The following is a 14,603-nucleotide window of genomic DNA, read 5'->3' as shown; positions in this document are numbered from 1 at the left end:
TCGTGATCGCCCTGTGGAGATCGCGCCATGACCTTTTGCGGTCAAAGACACTTTTCGCCGCCGTCGCTCGAGATTGTCCTGGAGGACCATTTGATCCAGCGGATCCTGTGCGATGATCTCGAGGCCGTGGCGGACCGGCTGCCCGCCCTGCCGACCTTGCCTGCCATCCGTCGGCTATGCGATCGGTTGCAGTGCATCACGACATCGCACTTCGTTCGCGCCGAGCGCATGCTGGCCAGCCTGCCGACGCCCCAAAGACCCGGCCATGCGGCCATGACTGCGCTGCACCGCATGCACCTGATCGACGAGATTCATGCCCAGGATCTCATCGCCACACTCTGGCAGCATGCGCGGCTCGGCAAGGGCCAGAATGCCGATCAGCTTGGCTATATGCTGCGCTGCTTCTTCGATGGCTGTCGGCGCGCCATTGCTCTCAAGGAAAGCATGATCGCAGGCGCCGGTCTCATGCCGATCAGTCTGGATTGACGATCTCGGATAGCTCCTCGGGGTTCTTGATCGTGCAAACCCTGTCGCCATTCGCGAAGGCGATGACCTCGTTCGTGCGCAGGCGCGTGAGCTGGCGGCTGACCGTCTCGATGGTCAGACCGAGATAGTCCGCCATTTCGCCCCGGCTCACCGGGATCGAGACATGCAGCAGGCCGTCCGCCCCGCGCGATCCAGCGCGCGCCGCCAGATCGAAAATGAAGCCGGCCACCCGCTCCTGCGCATTCTTGCGCCCGAGCGAGAGCATCCGCTCGCGCGCCTCGTTGAGCGAGGCCATGGTGCGTCTGAGCAGCATCCGTTCCATCCGCGGATAGTCGCCGAGCAGCGTCTCGAACGCGGCGCGCGGATAGCCGCACAGGTCCGTATCGACGATGGCGGTCACAGTGAGCGTCGTCTCGTCGGTGAACAGCTGGCCGACGAAATCGCCGGGGAACAGCAAGCCGACGATCTGCTCGCGGCCATCGGCCAGTGTCGCCGTCACCTTGAGCGCGCCGCTGACGAGGTTCGCGCAGAAGGTGCTGGCGTCGCCAGCCCAGCTGACGATCTGCCCCGCCGGGACGATTCGGCGTCGGCCGATCACGCGCAGCGCCGTCAGCTCCGTATCGCTCATGCTCGCACACAAGGCGCTATCCCGCACGGCGCAGCCCGAGCAGCGCGACGTTTTCGGCTCTTCATGGGAACGAGCGACGGGCAGCACGTCAAGTCGCGCCATGATCTTTCTCCATTTGCTGTTTGACCGGGATCAACTCTGCTTGTTTCCGCGGTGTGCCGATATAAGGGATGTTACTAGGTCGGCTTCGTGCGGCTCTTACGCCGCAATGGCCCTGGCCACCGCTTCGATCAGGAGATGCGGGCGGAAAGGCTTGTCGAACAACTGGACGAAGCCCTCGCGCATGGCGCGCTCGATCATCGTGTGCGACGTGAACGCCGTCATGAGGATCGCCGGCCCGGACCAGCCTGCCTTCCGGAGACTGCGCAACAGCGAAATGCCGTCCTGCTCGCCAAGACGATAGTCGGTCACCAGGCATGCCGCTCCGGCGAAACTGCTGTCGGCCAGCAAGGCGGACGCCGTCGAGAAAGCCCGGACGCGATAGCCCTCCCCCTCCAGCATCAGCTGAAGCGAGCGCCGGACACTCGCATCATCCTCGACCAGCAGGACTTGCGGTCGCGGCGTCGGCGGGCCGACATGGGGCGAAGGGAGCGTCATGGACGCCCTGATGACAGTCCGGACGGCTCGCCGTCCTTACGTAAACTTACTAGGGCGAACACTCCAGCCGAGGAGCGAACCGAAGCGCGGCGAGCCTGCTATTCCTCGGTCGCGATTCCGGCGGCAAACGCGATCCTGAGCGCATCGGACAGGCTGCGCACTTCCAGCTTGGTCATGAGATTGGCGCGGTGAACTTCGACCGTGCGCGCCGAAATGCCGAGGTCATAGGCAATCGTCTTGTTGGGCAGCCCCCTGGCCAGACCATTCAGAACGTCCCGCTCGCGCGGGGTCAGCGCGGCCAGCCGAACCTCGGCCTCCTTCGCGCGCCCGATCGCGCTGTCGGCTTCGGCAATCCGGGCGAAGGCGGTCTCGATGGCGTAAAGCAAAGTCGCCCGCTCGAACGGCTTCTCAAGAAAGTCGACCGCGCCCGCCTTCATCGCCCGCACGGCGATGCCGACATCGCCATGGCCGGTCATGATGACCACCGGCATCGTCACGCCGCGTTCGGCAAGCGTGCGCTGAACATCCAGTCCATCCATCTCCGGCATCCGGATATCCAGCAGGACGCAGCCATGCTCGGCATGCTTCACATCGGCGAGAAACATCGTGCCCGAGGCCCATGTCTCCACCGCATAGCCGGCAGTCCTCAGCAGGAAACTGGCCGACTTCCGGATCGCCTCCTCGTCATCGACAATGTGGATGAGCTTTCGATCAGCCATGGTCGTCCTCTTGTCCGGCACGCATCAGGGTGAAGTGGAATTCGGCGCCGCCGCCCTTCGCGCGCGGCTGCATCCAGATGCGCCCGCCATTGGCCTCGACGATCGTGCGGCAGATGGAAAGGCCGAGGCCCATGCCCTCGCTCTTGGTGCTGACGAAGGCCGTGAAGAGCTGACCGGCAACATCCGGCGCGACACCGGGACCGGTATCCGCGACGATGATGCGCACGAAGCCCGGCTGCTCGTCGAGCTTGCTTGTCACGGTGAGCCGGCGCTCCTGGCTCTCGCTCATCGCCTCGCAGGCATTGCGGATCAGGTTGATGAGCACTTGCTGGATCTGGATCTTGTCGACCAGCACGGGCGAGGCATAGGGATCGAGATCGAACTGCGGCTCGATGCCCTTCTCGCGCGCGCCCATGAGACCGAGGGCGGCCGCCTCGTTGATGAGCGCAGGCAGCGGCTCGATGGTCTTTTCCACGTCGCCGCGGGCGATGAAATCGCGCAGTCGCCGCACGATATGGCCGGCGCGCAGCGTTTCCTTCGCTGTTTCCTCCAGCGCTTCGCGCAGCATCGGCAGATCGTCCGGATCCGGCGCGGCGAGCTGATGGCGCACGGCCTCGACATAGTTGGCGATCGCCGTGATCGGCTGATTGAGCTCATGCGCCAGTGTCGAGGCCATGGTGCCCATGGCACTGACGCGGGCAACGTGAATGAGCTCGGACTGCAGCGTCTCCATCCGTTCCTGCGTGCGCTGACGCTCGGTCAGATCGCGAATGAAGCCGGTGAACAGGCGCTCGGCCGAACCGAGCGCCTCGCCCACCGACAGCTCCATCGGGAAAGTCGAGCCATCCCGGCGCTGCGCGAAGACGACGCGGCCGATGCCGATAATGCGCTTCTCGCCCGTCGTCAGGTAGCGCTCAATATAGCCATCATGCCGCTCGCGATCCGGCGAGGGCATGAGCATGCTGACATTGTGGCCGCGCACCTCCGCTTCGGCATAACCAAACAGCTTTTCCGCCGCCGCGCTGAACGAGCGGATCGCGCCGCTCTCGTCGATCACCACCATGGCATCCGGCACGGTCGAGAGGATGGAGCGCATATGGCTTTCGCGCGCGCGCAGCAGATCCTCCACGGCACGGCGCTCGGTAATGTCCGAGACGATCTTGGCATAGCCGCGCATCCTGCCCTCGTCGTCACGCAACGCGGTGATGGCGACGGATGCGAGGAATTCCGAACCGTCCTTGCGGACCCGCCAGGCTTCCTCCTCGAAGCGTCCCTCGGCCGCCGCGCGGGCGAGATCGGCTTCCGGCTTTCCGGCGGCGATGGCATCGGGCGGATAGAAAAGCGACATATGGCGACCGAGCACATCTGCTTCGGGCCAGCCTTGCAGACGTTCCGCGCCGCGGTTCCAGATCGTCACCCGGCCATCGCGATCCAGCATGTAGAGAGCCAGCCCCTGAGCGCCATCGATGAGCAGGTTGAGCTCTTCGGCAATCTGCGCGGAGTCCCTTGCCTTCATCCGACGATCACTCCGACCCCAATGATCTTGCAGGCTTTTCCGCAACGAACAGGGCTACCTCACCATCACTGCCGCCGCTCTTGACCGAGGTCAAGGAGCGCGCGCCGGGGCGTGGCTAGAAGCGAGACGTCGAATCAAATCTCGATGCTGCCCTGGGAGTTCTTCATGACCGGACTGACGATGCGCGCGGGAAGCTTCCTTTGCGCTGCGCTGCTCGCCTTCATGGCGGCGGCTTTCGCTGCCGATGCCGGCTTTGCGATCCATATGACGATCGTCTGCCTGGCCGCCCTGATCGCCTGCTGGGCGACCATTTCCAGAGCGGACTATACCGCCATCGCGCGGGGTATCCTGCACATGCCGGACGCCGGGCGCTATGATGACGACGTCATACGCTGGGGCGTCATCGCCACGGTCTTCTGGGGCATGGCCGGCTTCCTCGCCGGACTGTTCATCGCGTTGCAGCTCGCCTTTCCGGTGCTCAACCTGGGCCTCGAATATACCAGCTTCGGACGCCTCCGCCCGCTGCATACATCGGCGGTCATCTTCGCCTTTGGCGGCAATGCGCTCATCGCGACCAGCTTCTATGTGGTCCAGCGCACCTGCCGCGTGCGCCTCGCTTTCCCCGGCCTCGCGAAATTCGTGTTCTGGGGCTATCAGCTGTTCATCGTCCTCGCCGCCACCGGCTATCTCCTCGGCATCACCGAGGCGAAGGAATATGCCGAACCGGAATGGTATGTGGACCTGTGGCTCACGATCGTCTGGGTGGCCTATCTCGCGGTCTTCGCCGGCACCATCGTCCGCCGATCCGAACCGCATATCTATGTGGCGAACTGGTTCTATCTGAGCTTCATCCTGACGATCGCGATGCTCCACATCGTGAACAATCTCAGCATGCCGGTGAGCCTGCTCGGGTCGAAGAGCTACAGCGCCTTCGCGGGGGTGCAGGATGCGCTCACGCAATGGTGGTACGGCCATAATGCGGTCGGCTTCTTCCTGACCGCCGGCTTCCTTGCCATGATGTACTACTTCGTGCCCAAGCAGGCCGAGCGGCCGGTCTACAGCTACCGCCTGTCGATCATCCACTTCTGGTCGTTGATCTTCATGTATATCTGGGCGGGTCCGCACCACCTGCACTACACCGCCCTGCCCGACTGGGCGCAGACGCTGGGCATGGTGTTCTCGGTCATGCTGTGGATGCCGAGCTGGGGCGGCATGATCAACGGCCTGATGACGCTGAACGGCGCCTGGGACAAGGTTCGCACCGATCCTATCATCCGCATGATGGTCATGGCGCTCGCCTTCTACGGCATGAGCACCTTCGAGGGACCGATGCTCTCGATCAAGAGCGTCAACAGCCTCTCCCATTACACCGACTGGACCATCGGCCATGTCCACTCGGGGGCGCTCGGCTGGAACGGCATGATCACCTTCGCGGCGATCTACTATCTCGTGCCGCGCCTCTGGGGCCGCAGCCGCCTCTACTCGCTGCGCATGGTCAACTGGCACTTCTGGCTCGCGACCGTCGGCATCGTCTTCTACGCCGCCGCCATGTGGGTCGCCGGCATCATGCAGGGGCTGATGTGGCGGGAATATGGGGCGGACGGCTACCTCGTCTATGCCTTCTCGGACAGCGTGGCGGCGATGCACCCCATGTACCTGCTGCGCGCCTTCGGCGGAGGTCTCTACCTCTCGGGAGCGGTCATCATGACGGTGAACGTCTGGCGCACCATCCGCGGCGACCTGCGCACCGAAGCCCCGATGAGCGACGCCGCCTTCGATCCGGCAAGGGACCGCCCGGTTCTCGCCCAATCCCTCGCAACGCCTGCAGAATGAGGACGGACAAGCCATGAGCAGCTTTGCAGACAAGCACAAGAAGCTGGAGCGCAACGTGACGCTCCTGGGCCTGGCCTCCCTCGTGGTGGTCGCCATTGGCGGCATCGTCGAGATCGCGCCGCTCTTCTGGATCGACAACACGATCGAGAAGGTGGAGGGCATGCGGCCCTATACGCCGCTCGAGCTCGCCGGTCGCAACATCTACATGCGGGAGGGCTGCTACAATTGTCACAGCCAGATGGTCCGCCCCTTCCGGGACGAGGTCGAGCGCTACGGCCATTACAGCCTCGCTGCCGAGAGCATGTTCGACCACCCCTTCCAATGGGGGTCCAAGCGCACCGGGCCGGACCTCGCCCGCGTGGGCAAGCGCTACTCCGACGAATGGCATGTCCAGCACCTCAAGGATCCGCGCTCCGTCGTCCCAGAATCGATCATGCCCGGCTATGCCTTCCTGGCGGACCGGGACCTCAAGGCCGGCGACATGACCGCGCATCTCAAGGCGCTGACCCGCGTCGGGGTGCCGTACAGCGACAAGGATGTTGAGCTGGCGAACGGCGACCTGCTGGCGCAGGCCGATCCCGAGGCCGACACCGCCGACTTGCTCGCCCGCTATCCCAAGGCGCAGGCCCGCGACTTCGACGGCAATCCGTCGCGCCTGACCGAGATGGATGCGCTCGTCGCCTATCTGCAAATGCTCGGCACGCTCGTCGATTTCGAGAGCGCCGCGCCGCAGGAGGTCCGGCGATGAGCTACAACGACCTGCGGCATCTGGCCGACAGCTATGGCCTCGCCGCCATGCTGCTCATCTATCTGGTGCTCGTCGGCTGGGCGTTCCGTCCCGGCTCGCGGCGCCACAACGACACCGCCGCCACCATGATCTTCGCCGAGGATGGCGAGAGGATCGCGGCCCTCGACGAGGACAAGAGCCATGGCTGACAAGAAGCGCATCGACGCGCCGACCGGCACGCAAACCGTCGGCCACGAATGGGACGGGATCGAAGAACTCGACACCCCGATGCCTCGCTGGTGGCTGCTCACCTTCTATGCCACGATCATCTTCTCGATCGGCTATGTCGTCGTCTATCCGGCGCTGCCCGGGCTGACCGGCGCGACGAAGGGCACGGTCGGCTGGTCCAGCCGGGGCGAACTCGACAAGACGATGCAGGCCGAGGCGGCACGCAAGGCGCCGATCCTCTCGGCCATTGCCGCCACGCCGATCGAACAGCTTCCCGCGAAACCGCAGCTCATGCAGGCGGCGGTGCAGGGTGGCGCCGCGGCGTTCAAGACGCATTGCGTGCAATGTCACGGCTCGGGCGCGGCCGGATCGCCCGGCTATCCCAATCTCAACGATGACGACTGGCTCTGGGGCGGCGACCTCAAGGCGATCGAATATACGATCACCCATGGCGCACGGAACCCGGAGGTCGCGACGACCCGCACCAGCCTCATGCCCGCCTTCGGGCGCGACGGCATCCTCACAAAGGGACAGATTGAGGATGTCGTCAGCCATATCCGCACGATCAGCGGGGAGGAGAAGCCGAGCGCATCGGCGCGGCGCGGCGCGACCTTGTTCGAGGCCAATTGCGCCGTGTGTCACGGTCCCGCCGGCAAGGGCATGCGCGAATTCGGTGCGCCGAATCTGACGGACGGCATCTGGCTGTTCGGCGGTGACCGCGAGACGCTGGCGAGGACGGTGGCGGACAGCCGCAAGGGCGTGATGCCGGCATGGGATCATGTACTGAGTCCCGTCACGATCAAGATGCTGGCCGCCTATGTCCACTCGCTGGGTGGCGGCGAGGCAACCCTCGCGCCGAATCCGGCGGAGAGGGAGCCGGGAGCGGTCGAATGACCAACCTTAGCCCCTCCTCTTCAGAGGAGGGGTTGGGGTGGTGCTGCAACGGTGCGAATGATCGCGACGCGAGCGATGCTGGCGCATCGCCACCACCCCCTGACCCCTCCTCTGAAGAGGAGGGGCTTTTGTTGGGCCCCTTGATCTCGCTCAATGCCGTTGCGCGCCACGCCGACTAGGACTCGCGCAACCGAAGAAACACGGACGCTGCCAATGTCCAATGTGACCGACCTCACCACGCCGCCGCCTGCCTTTTTCGAGAAGCGCAAGGCGGTCTTTCCCAAGCAGATCGACGGCCCGTTCCGCCGGTTCAAGTGGCTCGTCATGGCGATCACGCTGACGATCTATTGGGGAACCCCGTGGATCCGCTGGGACCGGGGGCCTTATGCGCCGGATCAGGCGGTGCTGGTCGATCTCGCCAATCGCCGCTTCTACATGTTCTCGATCGAGATCTGGCCGCACGAATTCTATTACGTAGCCGGGCTGCTCATCATGGCCGGCATCGGTCTGTTTCTGGTGACATCGGCAGTCGGGCGAGCGTGGTGCGGCTATGCCTGCCCGCAAACCGTCTGGACCGATCTCTTCCAGCATGTCGAGCGCTTCCTTGACGGCGACCGCAATGCCCAGATCAGGCTCGACCGCGCGCCCTGGACCTTCGGCAAGCTCTTCAAGCGCCTGCGTAAATGGGCGGCCTGGCTGCTGATCGCCTTCCTGACTGGGGGCGCCTGGATCTTTTACTTCGCCGACGCGCCGACGCTGCAGCAAGATTTCTGGACCGGGCAGGCGGCGACCGTTGCTTATGCGACGACCTTCCTGCTCACCATGACCACCTTCATCTTCGGCGGCTTCATGCGCGAGCAGGTCTGCATCTACATGTGCCCCTGGCCGCGCATCCAGACAGCGATGACCGACGAGAAGTCGCTTATCGTCACCTATCGCCACTGGCGCGGAGAGCCGCGCACGCGAGGCCTGAAGAAGGCAAGCGAGGAACATCTGCCCACGGGCGATTGCATCGACTGCATGCAGTGCGTTCAGGTCTGCCCGACTGGCATCGACATTCGCGAAGGGCCGCAGATCGGCTGCATCACCTGCGCCTTGTGCATCGACGCCTGCGATCGGGTCATGGCGCAGATCGGGCGGCCGCGCGGCCTCATCGACTATGCGACCGAGCTGGATTGCGAACGCGAGAAGCTGGGTGAAGCGGCCGTGCCTGCGATCAGGCGCCTTCTGCGGCCGCGCACGCTGGTCTATCTGGGTCTCTGGACCGCCATCGGCGTCGCGATGCTCTTTGCGCTCGGCACCCGCACCCGCGTCGATATCGCCGCCAATGCCGATCGCAACCCTCAGTTCGTCCGTTTGTCCGACGGGTCGATCCGCAATGCCTATCTCGTCAAGCTGCGTAACATGCAAAGTCGTCCGCGCGAAATGATCGTCAGCCTCGCCGGACTGCCCGGCGGCCAGATGTGGCGGGAGAGCGAAACCCGCGCACAGGCAGGGCGCAGCTTGCGGCTCGCCGTCCCGGCCGATCAGGTGTTGAGGGAGCGCATCTATGTCGTCGCGCCCGCGACGGGCGCGGCACGGGAGGACTTCGCCTTCGCGCTTCAGGCAGCCGACGACAGCACGGAAAAGGCACGCGACGAGGAAAGCTTCGTCCGGCCGGGAGGCATGCAATGAAACAGACAGCACAAAAGGCCCGCGCCTTCACCGGCCGGCACATCGCGATCATCCTCGTCACCTTCTTCGGCATCGTGATCGCGGTGAATGTCACGATGGCGTGGTTTGCCAGTTCGACCTTTGGCGGACTGGTGGTCGATAACAGCTATGTCGCCAGCCAGAAATTCAACGGCTGGCTCGAGAAGGCGCGCGAGGAAGAGGCGCTCGGCTGGTCGCTCGACGCCGTGCGCACGCCCGATCGCCACATCGCCGTCACGCTCTCCAGCGCCGGCCGGCCGATGGCGGATGCACAGGTGACGGCGCTGATCCGCCACCCGCTCGGCATGGCGCCGGAGCGTCAGCTGCGCTTCCGAACGCTGGAACCGGGCCGCTACGAGAGTATCGAGGCACTGCCCGCCGGTCGCTGGGTCGCCCATCTGACGATCGCCGCCAATGGCCGGCAGCTCAACCGCATCCTGGACCTGCCATGAGCTATCTCGACCCCGGCGAGGACTGGACCGGCGGTCCGGTCGAGACACGCTTCACCGTGCCCGACATGCATTGCGCGGGGTGCATCGCCAAGATCGAACGCATGCTGCCGCAGCAGCCCGGGATCAGCGCCGCGCGCGTCAACTTCTCCGGCAAGACCGTCACGGTCGCCCATGCCGACGATCTCGCCGAGCCGGACATCCTCCGCGCCTTCGATGCGATCGGTTTCGAAGCACAACCACTGCACGACGCGGCAGCGGCGGAACGCAGCGCCTCGCTCAAGCGCCTCTTGCGCGCGCTCGGCGTCGTCGGCTTCGGCGCGATGAACGTGATGCTGCTCTCGGTCTCGGTCTGGTCCGGCATGGAAGGCAGTTCGCGCCATCTGTTCCACTGGATCGAGGTGCTGATCGCGGTACCGGCCATCGCCTATGCCGGCCGTCCCTTCTTCGAATCCGCCTATCGCGCCCTGCGCGCACGCACGACCAACATGGACGTGCCCATTTCCATCGGCGTGCTGCTCGCCACAGGCATGAGTCTTTACGAAACGATCGTCGGCGGACGACATGTCTGGTTCGACGGCGCACTCATGCTGCTCGCCTTCCTGCTCGCCGGTCGAGTGCTCGACGAAATGATGCGCAGCCGCGCGGCGATCGGCGCCGCAGCGCTGGTACGCCGCACGGCTCCGGGCGCGATGCGGCTCGATGCGCTGGGTGATAGCCACTGGGTGGAAGCGGAGGCCCTGCGGGTCGATGACCGGCTGCTCGTCGCGGCAGGCGAGCGGCTGGCGGCCGATGGGATCATCGAGACCGGGGCTAGCCGTTTCGATCTCTCGCTGCTGACGGGCGAAAGCGCCCCGGTGGCGGCCGGGCCGGGCGATGTCGCGACTGCCGGCACGCTGAACCTCGACGCGCCGGTGACGCTGCGCGTGACCGCCGTGGGCGAGGCGCGCGCCATTGCCGAGATCGCGCGGCTGATGGAAGGTGCGTCGCAGAGCCGATCGCGCTTCGTCCGCCTCGCCGATCGCGCGGCCGGCCTCTACGCTCCGGCCGTCCATCTGCTCGCGGCCATCAGCTTTGGAGGCTGGATGCTCGCCGGCGCCGGCTGGCATGAATCGCTGCTGGTCGCGCTCGCCGTGCTCATCATCACCTGCCCGTGCGCGCTCGGCCTCGCCGTGCCGGTCGCGCAGGTCGTCGCGTGCAGCGCCATGATGCGCGCCGGGTTGCTGGTGAAGGACGGCAGCGCACTCGAGCGACTGGCGCAGGCTGATGAGGCGCTGCTCGACAAGACCGGCACGCTGACGCTCGGCCGCCCTGTGGCGGAAGGCATCGACGCGATCCCCGTGGACAAGCGCCCGATCGTCCGCGCTCTCGCAATGGCCAGCCGTCACCCGCTCGCCATTGCGCTGCGTCAGGCGCTCGGCGGCGCGGATGTCGGACCGGCGACGCTCACCGACATTGTCGAGAAGCCGGGCGAAGGCGTCGAGGCGCGGTTCGAGGGCAAACCAGTCGCGATGTGCCGCCCACTCGCAGGCGAACTCGGCCGCGCGCCGGACGATCGCGCCGCCGTTGCGCTCGACCTGGGCGAGGGAGCGCCTGTCATCATCCGCTTCGCCGATGCGCTGCGGCCCGGCGCCGCGCAGGCGCTGGCCGAACTCGACGCGCTCGGCCTGCCCGGGCGCATCATGTCCGGCGATCGCCAGGAGGCGGTGGCCGCTCTCTCCCGCACGCTGGGCGTCGCCGGGCAGGGCGACATGCGCCCGACCGACAAGATGGCCTTGCTGGAAACGGACATCGCCGCCGGTCGTCGCCCGCTGATGATCGGCGACGGTCTCAACGACGGCCCTGCCCTCGCCGCCGCCCATGTCTCCATGGCCCCGGCCTCGGCGAGCGACGTCGGTCAGCAGGCGGCGGACATCGTGTTTCTGGGCGACAGCCTGCTCGGCCTCCCCAAGGCCGTGCGCGCCGCCCGCGCGACGATGCGCGTCGTGCGGCAGAATTTCGTGCTGGCAATCGGTTACAATATCCTTGCCGTCCCGCTCGCCATGGCCGGCAAGGTGACACCGCTGATTGCCGCCATCGCGATGTCGACCAGTTCCCTCATCGTCATTGCCAACAGCCTGCGCCTGCGGAGTGCCGCCAAATGAACGGTGTCCTGCTGTTGATCCCCATCGCACTCGGCCTCGGACTGCTCGGTCTCGGCGCCTTCCTCTGGTCGATGCGCGTCGGCCAGTTCGACGATCTGGACGGGGCCGCCATGCGGATCCTGATCGACGACGACGAGGCGGAGAGTCCAACCTCTCTCGACAGCGCGGCGAGGCTTAACTGATCGCGGAAAGCCGTCCGCAGGCGGTGGACGAGAAATGATCGAGCTTTCCACCTTCGAGTGACGACACGGCGTATTTCGGTAAAAATACTTAGGCAACTCGTTCAAGCAACGAGTAATTGTTTGTTAAAATTTCGAAGCATGCACGCAAATGCGCGGACAACAATATGTGCCGCTTTTGGGAAGCTAAGTATTGTTCCCGAATTTATCTCTGCTTTCGAAATGCATAGAACGGGCCTCGCAACAACGCCCTAAAGGTCGCCAGTTAGGCCGAGAGCTCCCACCTCTCGGCCTAATTGTCATGTGCAGACGAGAAGAAGGCCTCCGGTCGCCCGGAAGCCCTCCTGTCGATCGGCCGGCGCCGCTCAGAAGCGGTAGGCCAGCCCCGCGCTCAATACCCAAGGATCGAGATTGTGCCGCGTGCGCAATATCTCGGTGCCCGCGGCGTTCCGGAACGAGGCGATGGGCTTCACGAAATAGCGCTTCGCGTCGAGCGTAAGGCCGAAGCCCTTGTCTCCGATCGGGATATCCGCGCCCACCTGCAGCGCAAAGCCGACCTTGCTTTTCACGTCCGCGCTCGCCGCGCCCAGCGCCGCCTTGCCGCCGGCACCTACCTTGGAATCCAGCACGAGGAAGTAACTCGGGCCAGCGCCTAGATACGGCTTCACAGCGCCGAGGCCGGTCAGATGATATTTGAGCGTGAGGGTCGCCGGCACGATCAGCACGTCATCGACCAGATGACTGACCGCCGCGATCGCGCCGGCGCCATCGACATGATGCGCCGTCGTGCAGCAGATCGTCTCGACCGAGATGTTCGGCGTCATGAAATATTCAATGGCCACGGTCGGCACGAAATTGTCGCTGGCCTTCGTGTTCGTGCCCGCGGGCAGAGCGAGCGTGGTCGCCTCCACCTTGTCGATGCTGCCCTCGGGCAGCACGGCGGTGCCGAGCAGTTTGACCTGCAGCTTGCCGTCCGGCGCGCCGGCATGCGCCGCCATCGGCAGCATGAGGGCGAGTGCCGCGGCCGCGCAAGAGATAGTCTGTGCCTTCATGGCCCTTTTCCTTTCTTTCAGTGAACCACGAGCCGGCGGTAGGTCGGCGCGGCAGGCGCGACATTGACGCGCCGCAACCGGCGCCTTGATCGAGGGCAAAGCGCCGCGCGCGCCGGCGCGCTAGGGGATGTACATGTGGACATACTTTCCCGAGCTGCTCGCGCGCCCCGTGCCGCGCTACACGAGCTACCCGACCGCGGCGGAATTCTCGCCCGCAGCCGGCGCGATCGACCAGGTCGAGGCGCTGGAGGCAGTCGCCCCGGACCAGCCGGTTTCGCTCTATGTCCACATCCCCTTCTGTCAGGAAATCTGCTGGTATTGCGGCTGCAATACCGGCCGCGCCAATCGCGCGCAGCGGCTCAGCGCCTATCTGGACGCGCTGACCGCCGAGATCCGCACGGTCGCGACCCGGCTCGGCGGGCGCGGCAAGGTCAACCGGATCGCGTTCGGCGGCGGCAGCCCCAACGCGCTGGCACCGGCGGAATTTCTGGCCCTGCTCGCGACCCTGCGCGACGCTTTCAGCACCGACCGGCCGATCCTCTCCATCGAGCTCGATCCGCGCAGTTTCACGCCGGACTGGGCAGTGGCGCTGGGCGAGGCCGGCGTCTCGCGCGCCAGCCTCGGCGTGCAGACTTTCGATCCCGCCATTCAGGCCGCGATCGGCCGGGTCCAGCCGCGCGCGCTGATCGGCGAGACGGTCGCCGCGCTGCGGGCCAACGGCGTCGCCTCTATCAATTTCGACCTAATCTACGGCCTGCCCGGCCAGGACCAGGCGGGCCTGTCGGCCACTTTGGACGAGGCCATCGCCCTCGCGCCGGAGCGCATCGCCCTGTTCGGCTATGCCCATGTGCCCCATTTGCTGCCACGCCAGCGCCGCATCGACGCATCCAACCTGCCGGGCCAGGACGAGCGTTTCGCGATGGCGACGCTCGGCCATGAACGGCTGACCGCCGCCGGCTACGAAGCGATCGGCTTCGATCATTTCGCGCTGCCCGACGATGCGCTGGCGCGTGCCCAGCGCGAAGGGCGCCTGCACCGCAACTTCCAGGGTTTCACGGAAGACGACGCCCAGGTGCTGATCGGTCTCGGCGCGACCGCGATCAGCGCCTTTCCGGACCTGCTGGTGCAGAACGAGAAGAACAGCGGCCGCTACCGCATGCGCGCCATGGCGGGCCAGCTGACCGGTGAGCGCGGCGTGCGGCGGGACGCGGAGGATCGGCGACGCGCGCATGTGATCGAGGACCTGCTTTGCGGCCGCATCGCCACCGTCGCCCCGTTCCTCGCCGAGGATGGGTTAAGGGATCGGCTCGCGCCTTTCCTCGCCCATGGCCTCGCCGTGCTGGAGCAGGGCGGATTGCAGATCACGCCCGGCGGCCGCCCTTATGGGCGCGCGCTCGCTGCCCTGTTCGACCGCTATCGCATCGACCAGGGTCAGCGCTTCAGCACGGCGATCTGACAG

The 14,603-nt window shown here is 65.7% G+C and carries 15 protein-coding genes; 10 read left to right on the top strand and 5 right to left on the bottom strand.

What is annotated here, in order from left to right:
- Positions 1 to 90 precede the first annotated feature (90 nt).
- Positions 91 to 486, top strand: a complete 396-nt coding sequence (locus KM135_RS01005) for a hypothetical protein (RefSeq protein ID WP_221712037.1) — start codon at positions 91 to 93, stop codon at positions 484 to 486.
- On the opposite strand, the gene KM135_RS01000 is transcribed toward KM135_RS01005, so the two are convergent.
- From KM135_RS01000 to KM135_RS00985, 4 genes are all read right to left on the bottom strand, one after another.
- Complete coding sequence (locus KM135_RS01000; RefSeq protein ID WP_221712036.1) at positions 473 to 1,216, bottom strand: Crp/Fnr family transcriptional regulator; 744 nt, start codon at positions 1,214 to 1,216, stop codon at positions 473 to 475. The genes KM135_RS01005 and KM135_RS01000 overlap by 14 nt on opposite strands.
- Positions 1,217 to 1,312: 96 nt before the next feature.
- Positions 1,313 to 1,711, bottom strand: a complete 399-nt coding sequence (locus KM135_RS00995; protein ID WP_221712035.1) for a response regulator transcription factor — start codon at positions 1,709 to 1,711, stop codon at positions 1,313 to 1,315.
- A 98-nt stretch (positions 1,712 to 1,809) separates the two neighbouring features.
- Positions 1,810 to 2,430: a response regulator transcription factor gene (locus KM135_RS00990; protein WP_221712034.1), complete on the bottom strand. Its 621-nt coding sequence runs from the start codon at positions 2,428 to 2,430 to the stop codon at positions 1,810 to 1,812.
- Positions 2,423 to 3,946, bottom strand: a complete 1,524-nt coding sequence (locus KM135_RS00985) for a PAS domain-containing sensor histidine kinase (protein ID WP_221712033.1) — start codon at positions 3,944 to 3,946, stop codon at positions 2,423 to 2,425. Before KM135_RS00985 ends, KM135_RS00990 begins: the two co-directional genes overlap by 8 nt.
- Positions 3,947 to 4,111: 165 nt before the next feature.
- On the opposite strand from KM135_RS00985, the gene ccoN reads away from it, so the two are divergent.
- From ccoN to ccoS, 8 genes are all read left to right on the top strand, one after another.
- On the top strand, positions 4,112 to 5,779 hold the full coding sequence (gene ccoN / locus KM135_RS00980; protein ID WP_221712032.1) for a cytochrome-c oxidase, cbb3-type subunit I: 1,668 nt from the start codon (positions 4,112 to 4,114) through the stop codon (positions 5,777 to 5,779).
- A gap of 13 nt (positions 5,780 to 5,792) precedes the next feature.
- Positions 5,793 to 6,527 (top strand): cytochrome-c oxidase, cbb3-type subunit II, encoded by a 735-nt coding sequence (gene ccoO / locus KM135_RS00975; protein WP_221712031.1) that lies wholly within the window; start codon positions 5,793 to 5,795, stop codon positions 6,525 to 6,527.
- On the top strand, positions 6,524 to 6,715 hold the full coding sequence (locus KM135_RS00970) for a cbb3-type cytochrome oxidase subunit 3 (protein ID WP_221712030.1): 192 nt from the start codon (positions 6,524 to 6,526) through the stop codon (positions 6,713 to 6,715). Before ccoO ends, KM135_RS00970 begins: the two co-directional genes overlap by 4 nt.
- Positions 6,708 to 7,628: a cytochrome-c oxidase, cbb3-type subunit III gene (gene ccoP, locus KM135_RS00965; RefSeq protein WP_221712029.1), complete on the top strand. Its 921-nt coding sequence runs from the start codon at positions 6,708 to 6,710 to the stop codon at positions 7,626 to 7,628. Before KM135_RS00970 ends, ccoP begins: the two co-directional genes overlap by 8 nt.
- A gap of 213 nt (positions 7,629 to 7,841) precedes the next feature.
- On the top strand, positions 7,842 to 9,302 hold the full coding sequence (gene ccoG / locus KM135_RS00960) for a cytochrome c oxidase accessory protein CcoG (protein WP_221712028.1): 1,461 nt from the start codon (positions 7,842 to 7,844) through the stop codon (positions 9,300 to 9,302).
- Entirely contained in the window at positions 9,299 to 9,772 is a 474-nt protein-coding gene (locus tag KM135_RS00955) for a FixH family protein (protein ID WP_221712027.1), read from the top strand. The genes ccoG and KM135_RS00955 overlap by 4 nt, the downstream gene beginning before the upstream one ends.
- Entirely contained in the window at positions 9,769 to 11,913 is a 2,145-nt protein-coding gene (locus KM135_RS00950; protein ID WP_221712026.1) for a heavy metal translocating P-type ATPase, read from the top strand. The genes KM135_RS00955 and KM135_RS00950 overlap by 4 nt, the downstream gene beginning before the upstream one ends.
- On the top strand, positions 11,910 to 12,095 hold the full coding sequence (ccoS, locus tag KM135_RS00945) for a cbb3-type cytochrome oxidase assembly protein CcoS (RefSeq protein ID WP_221712025.1): 186 nt from the start codon (positions 11,910 to 11,912) through the stop codon (positions 12,093 to 12,095). The genes KM135_RS00950 and ccoS overlap by 4 nt, the downstream gene beginning before the upstream one ends.
- Positions 12,096 to 12,457: 362 nt before the next feature.
- On the opposite strand, the gene KM135_RS00940 is transcribed toward ccoS, so the two are convergent.
- Positions 12,458 to 13,144: an OmpW/AlkL family protein gene (locus tag KM135_RS00940; protein WP_221712024.1), complete on the bottom strand. Its 687-nt coding sequence runs from the start codon at positions 13,142 to 13,144 to the stop codon at positions 12,458 to 12,460.
- Between the two features lie 133 nt (positions 13,145 to 13,277).
- Here KM135_RS00940 and hemN point away from each other — a divergent pair, with 133 nt between their 5' ends.
- Positions 13,278 to 14,600, top strand: a complete 1,323-nt coding sequence (hemN, locus tag KM135_RS00935; protein WP_221712023.1) for an oxygen-independent coproporphyrinogen III oxidase — start codon at positions 13,278 to 13,280, stop codon at positions 14,598 to 14,600.
- The last annotated feature ends 3 nt before the right edge of the window (positions 14,601 to 14,603 follow it).

Source organism: Sphingobium xanthum, from assembly GCF_019737615.1.
Classification (GTDB): domain Bacteria; phylum Pseudomonadota; class Alphaproteobacteria; order Sphingomonadales; family Sphingomonadaceae; genus Sphingobium; species Sphingobium xanthum.
Note: the sequence above shows the minus strand (reverse complement) of the source record. Positions and strands in the feature narration are given on the sequence as shown.

Bases quoted from the DNA above. Each gene is read 5' to 3' on its own strand.
- KM135_RS01000 (WP_221712036.1), bottom strand. From the start codon at position 1,216: ATGGCGCGACTTGACGTGCTGCCCGTCGCTCGTTCCCATGAAGAGCCG.
- KM135_RS00995 (WP_221712035.1), bottom strand. From the start codon at position 1,711: ATGACGCTCCCTTCGCCCCATGTCGGCCCGCCGACGCCGCGACCGCAA.
- KM135_RS00990 (WP_221712034.1), bottom strand. From the start codon at position 2,430: ATGGCTGATCGAAAGCTCATCCACATTGTCGATGACGAGGAGGCGATC.
- KM135_RS00985 (WP_221712033.1), bottom strand. From the start codon at position 3,946: ATGAAGGCAAGGGACTCCGCGCAGATTGCCGAAGAGCTCAACCTGCTC.
- ccoN (WP_221712032.1), top strand. From the start codon at position 4,112: ATGACCGGACTGACGATGCGCGCGGGAAGCTTCCTTTGCGCTGCGCTG.
- ccoO (WP_221712031.1), top strand. From the start codon at position 5,793: ATGAGCAGCTTTGCAGACAAGCACAAGAAGCTGGAGCGCAACGTGACG.
- KM135_RS00970 (WP_221712030.1), top strand. From the start codon at position 6,524: ATGAGCTACAACGACCTGCGGCATCTGGCCGACAGCTATGGCCTCGCC.
- ccoP (WP_221712029.1), top strand. From the start codon at position 6,708: ATGGCTGACAAGAAGCGCATCGACGCGCCGACCGGCACGCAAACCGTC.
- ccoG (WP_221712028.1), top strand. From the start codon at position 7,842: ATGTCCAATGTGACCGACCTCACCACGCCGCCGCCTGCCTTTTTCGAG.
- KM135_RS00955 (WP_221712027.1), top strand. From the start codon at position 9,299: ATGAAACAGACAGCACAAAAGGCCCGCGCCTTCACCGGCCGGCACATC.
- KM135_RS00950 (WP_221712026.1), top strand. From the start codon at position 9,769: ATGAGCTATCTCGACCCCGGCGAGGACTGGACCGGCGGTCCGGTCGAG.
- ccoS (WP_221712025.1), top strand. From the start codon at position 11,910: ATGAACGGTGTCCTGCTGTTGATCCCCATCGCACTCGGCCTCGGACTG.
- KM135_RS00940 (WP_221712024.1), bottom strand. From the start codon at position 13,144: ATGAAGGCACAGACTATCTCTTGCGCGGCCGCGGCACTCGCCCTCATG.
- hemN (WP_221712023.1), top strand. From the start codon at position 13,278: ATGTGGACATACTTTCCCGAGCTGCTCGCGCGCCCCGTGCCGCGCTAC.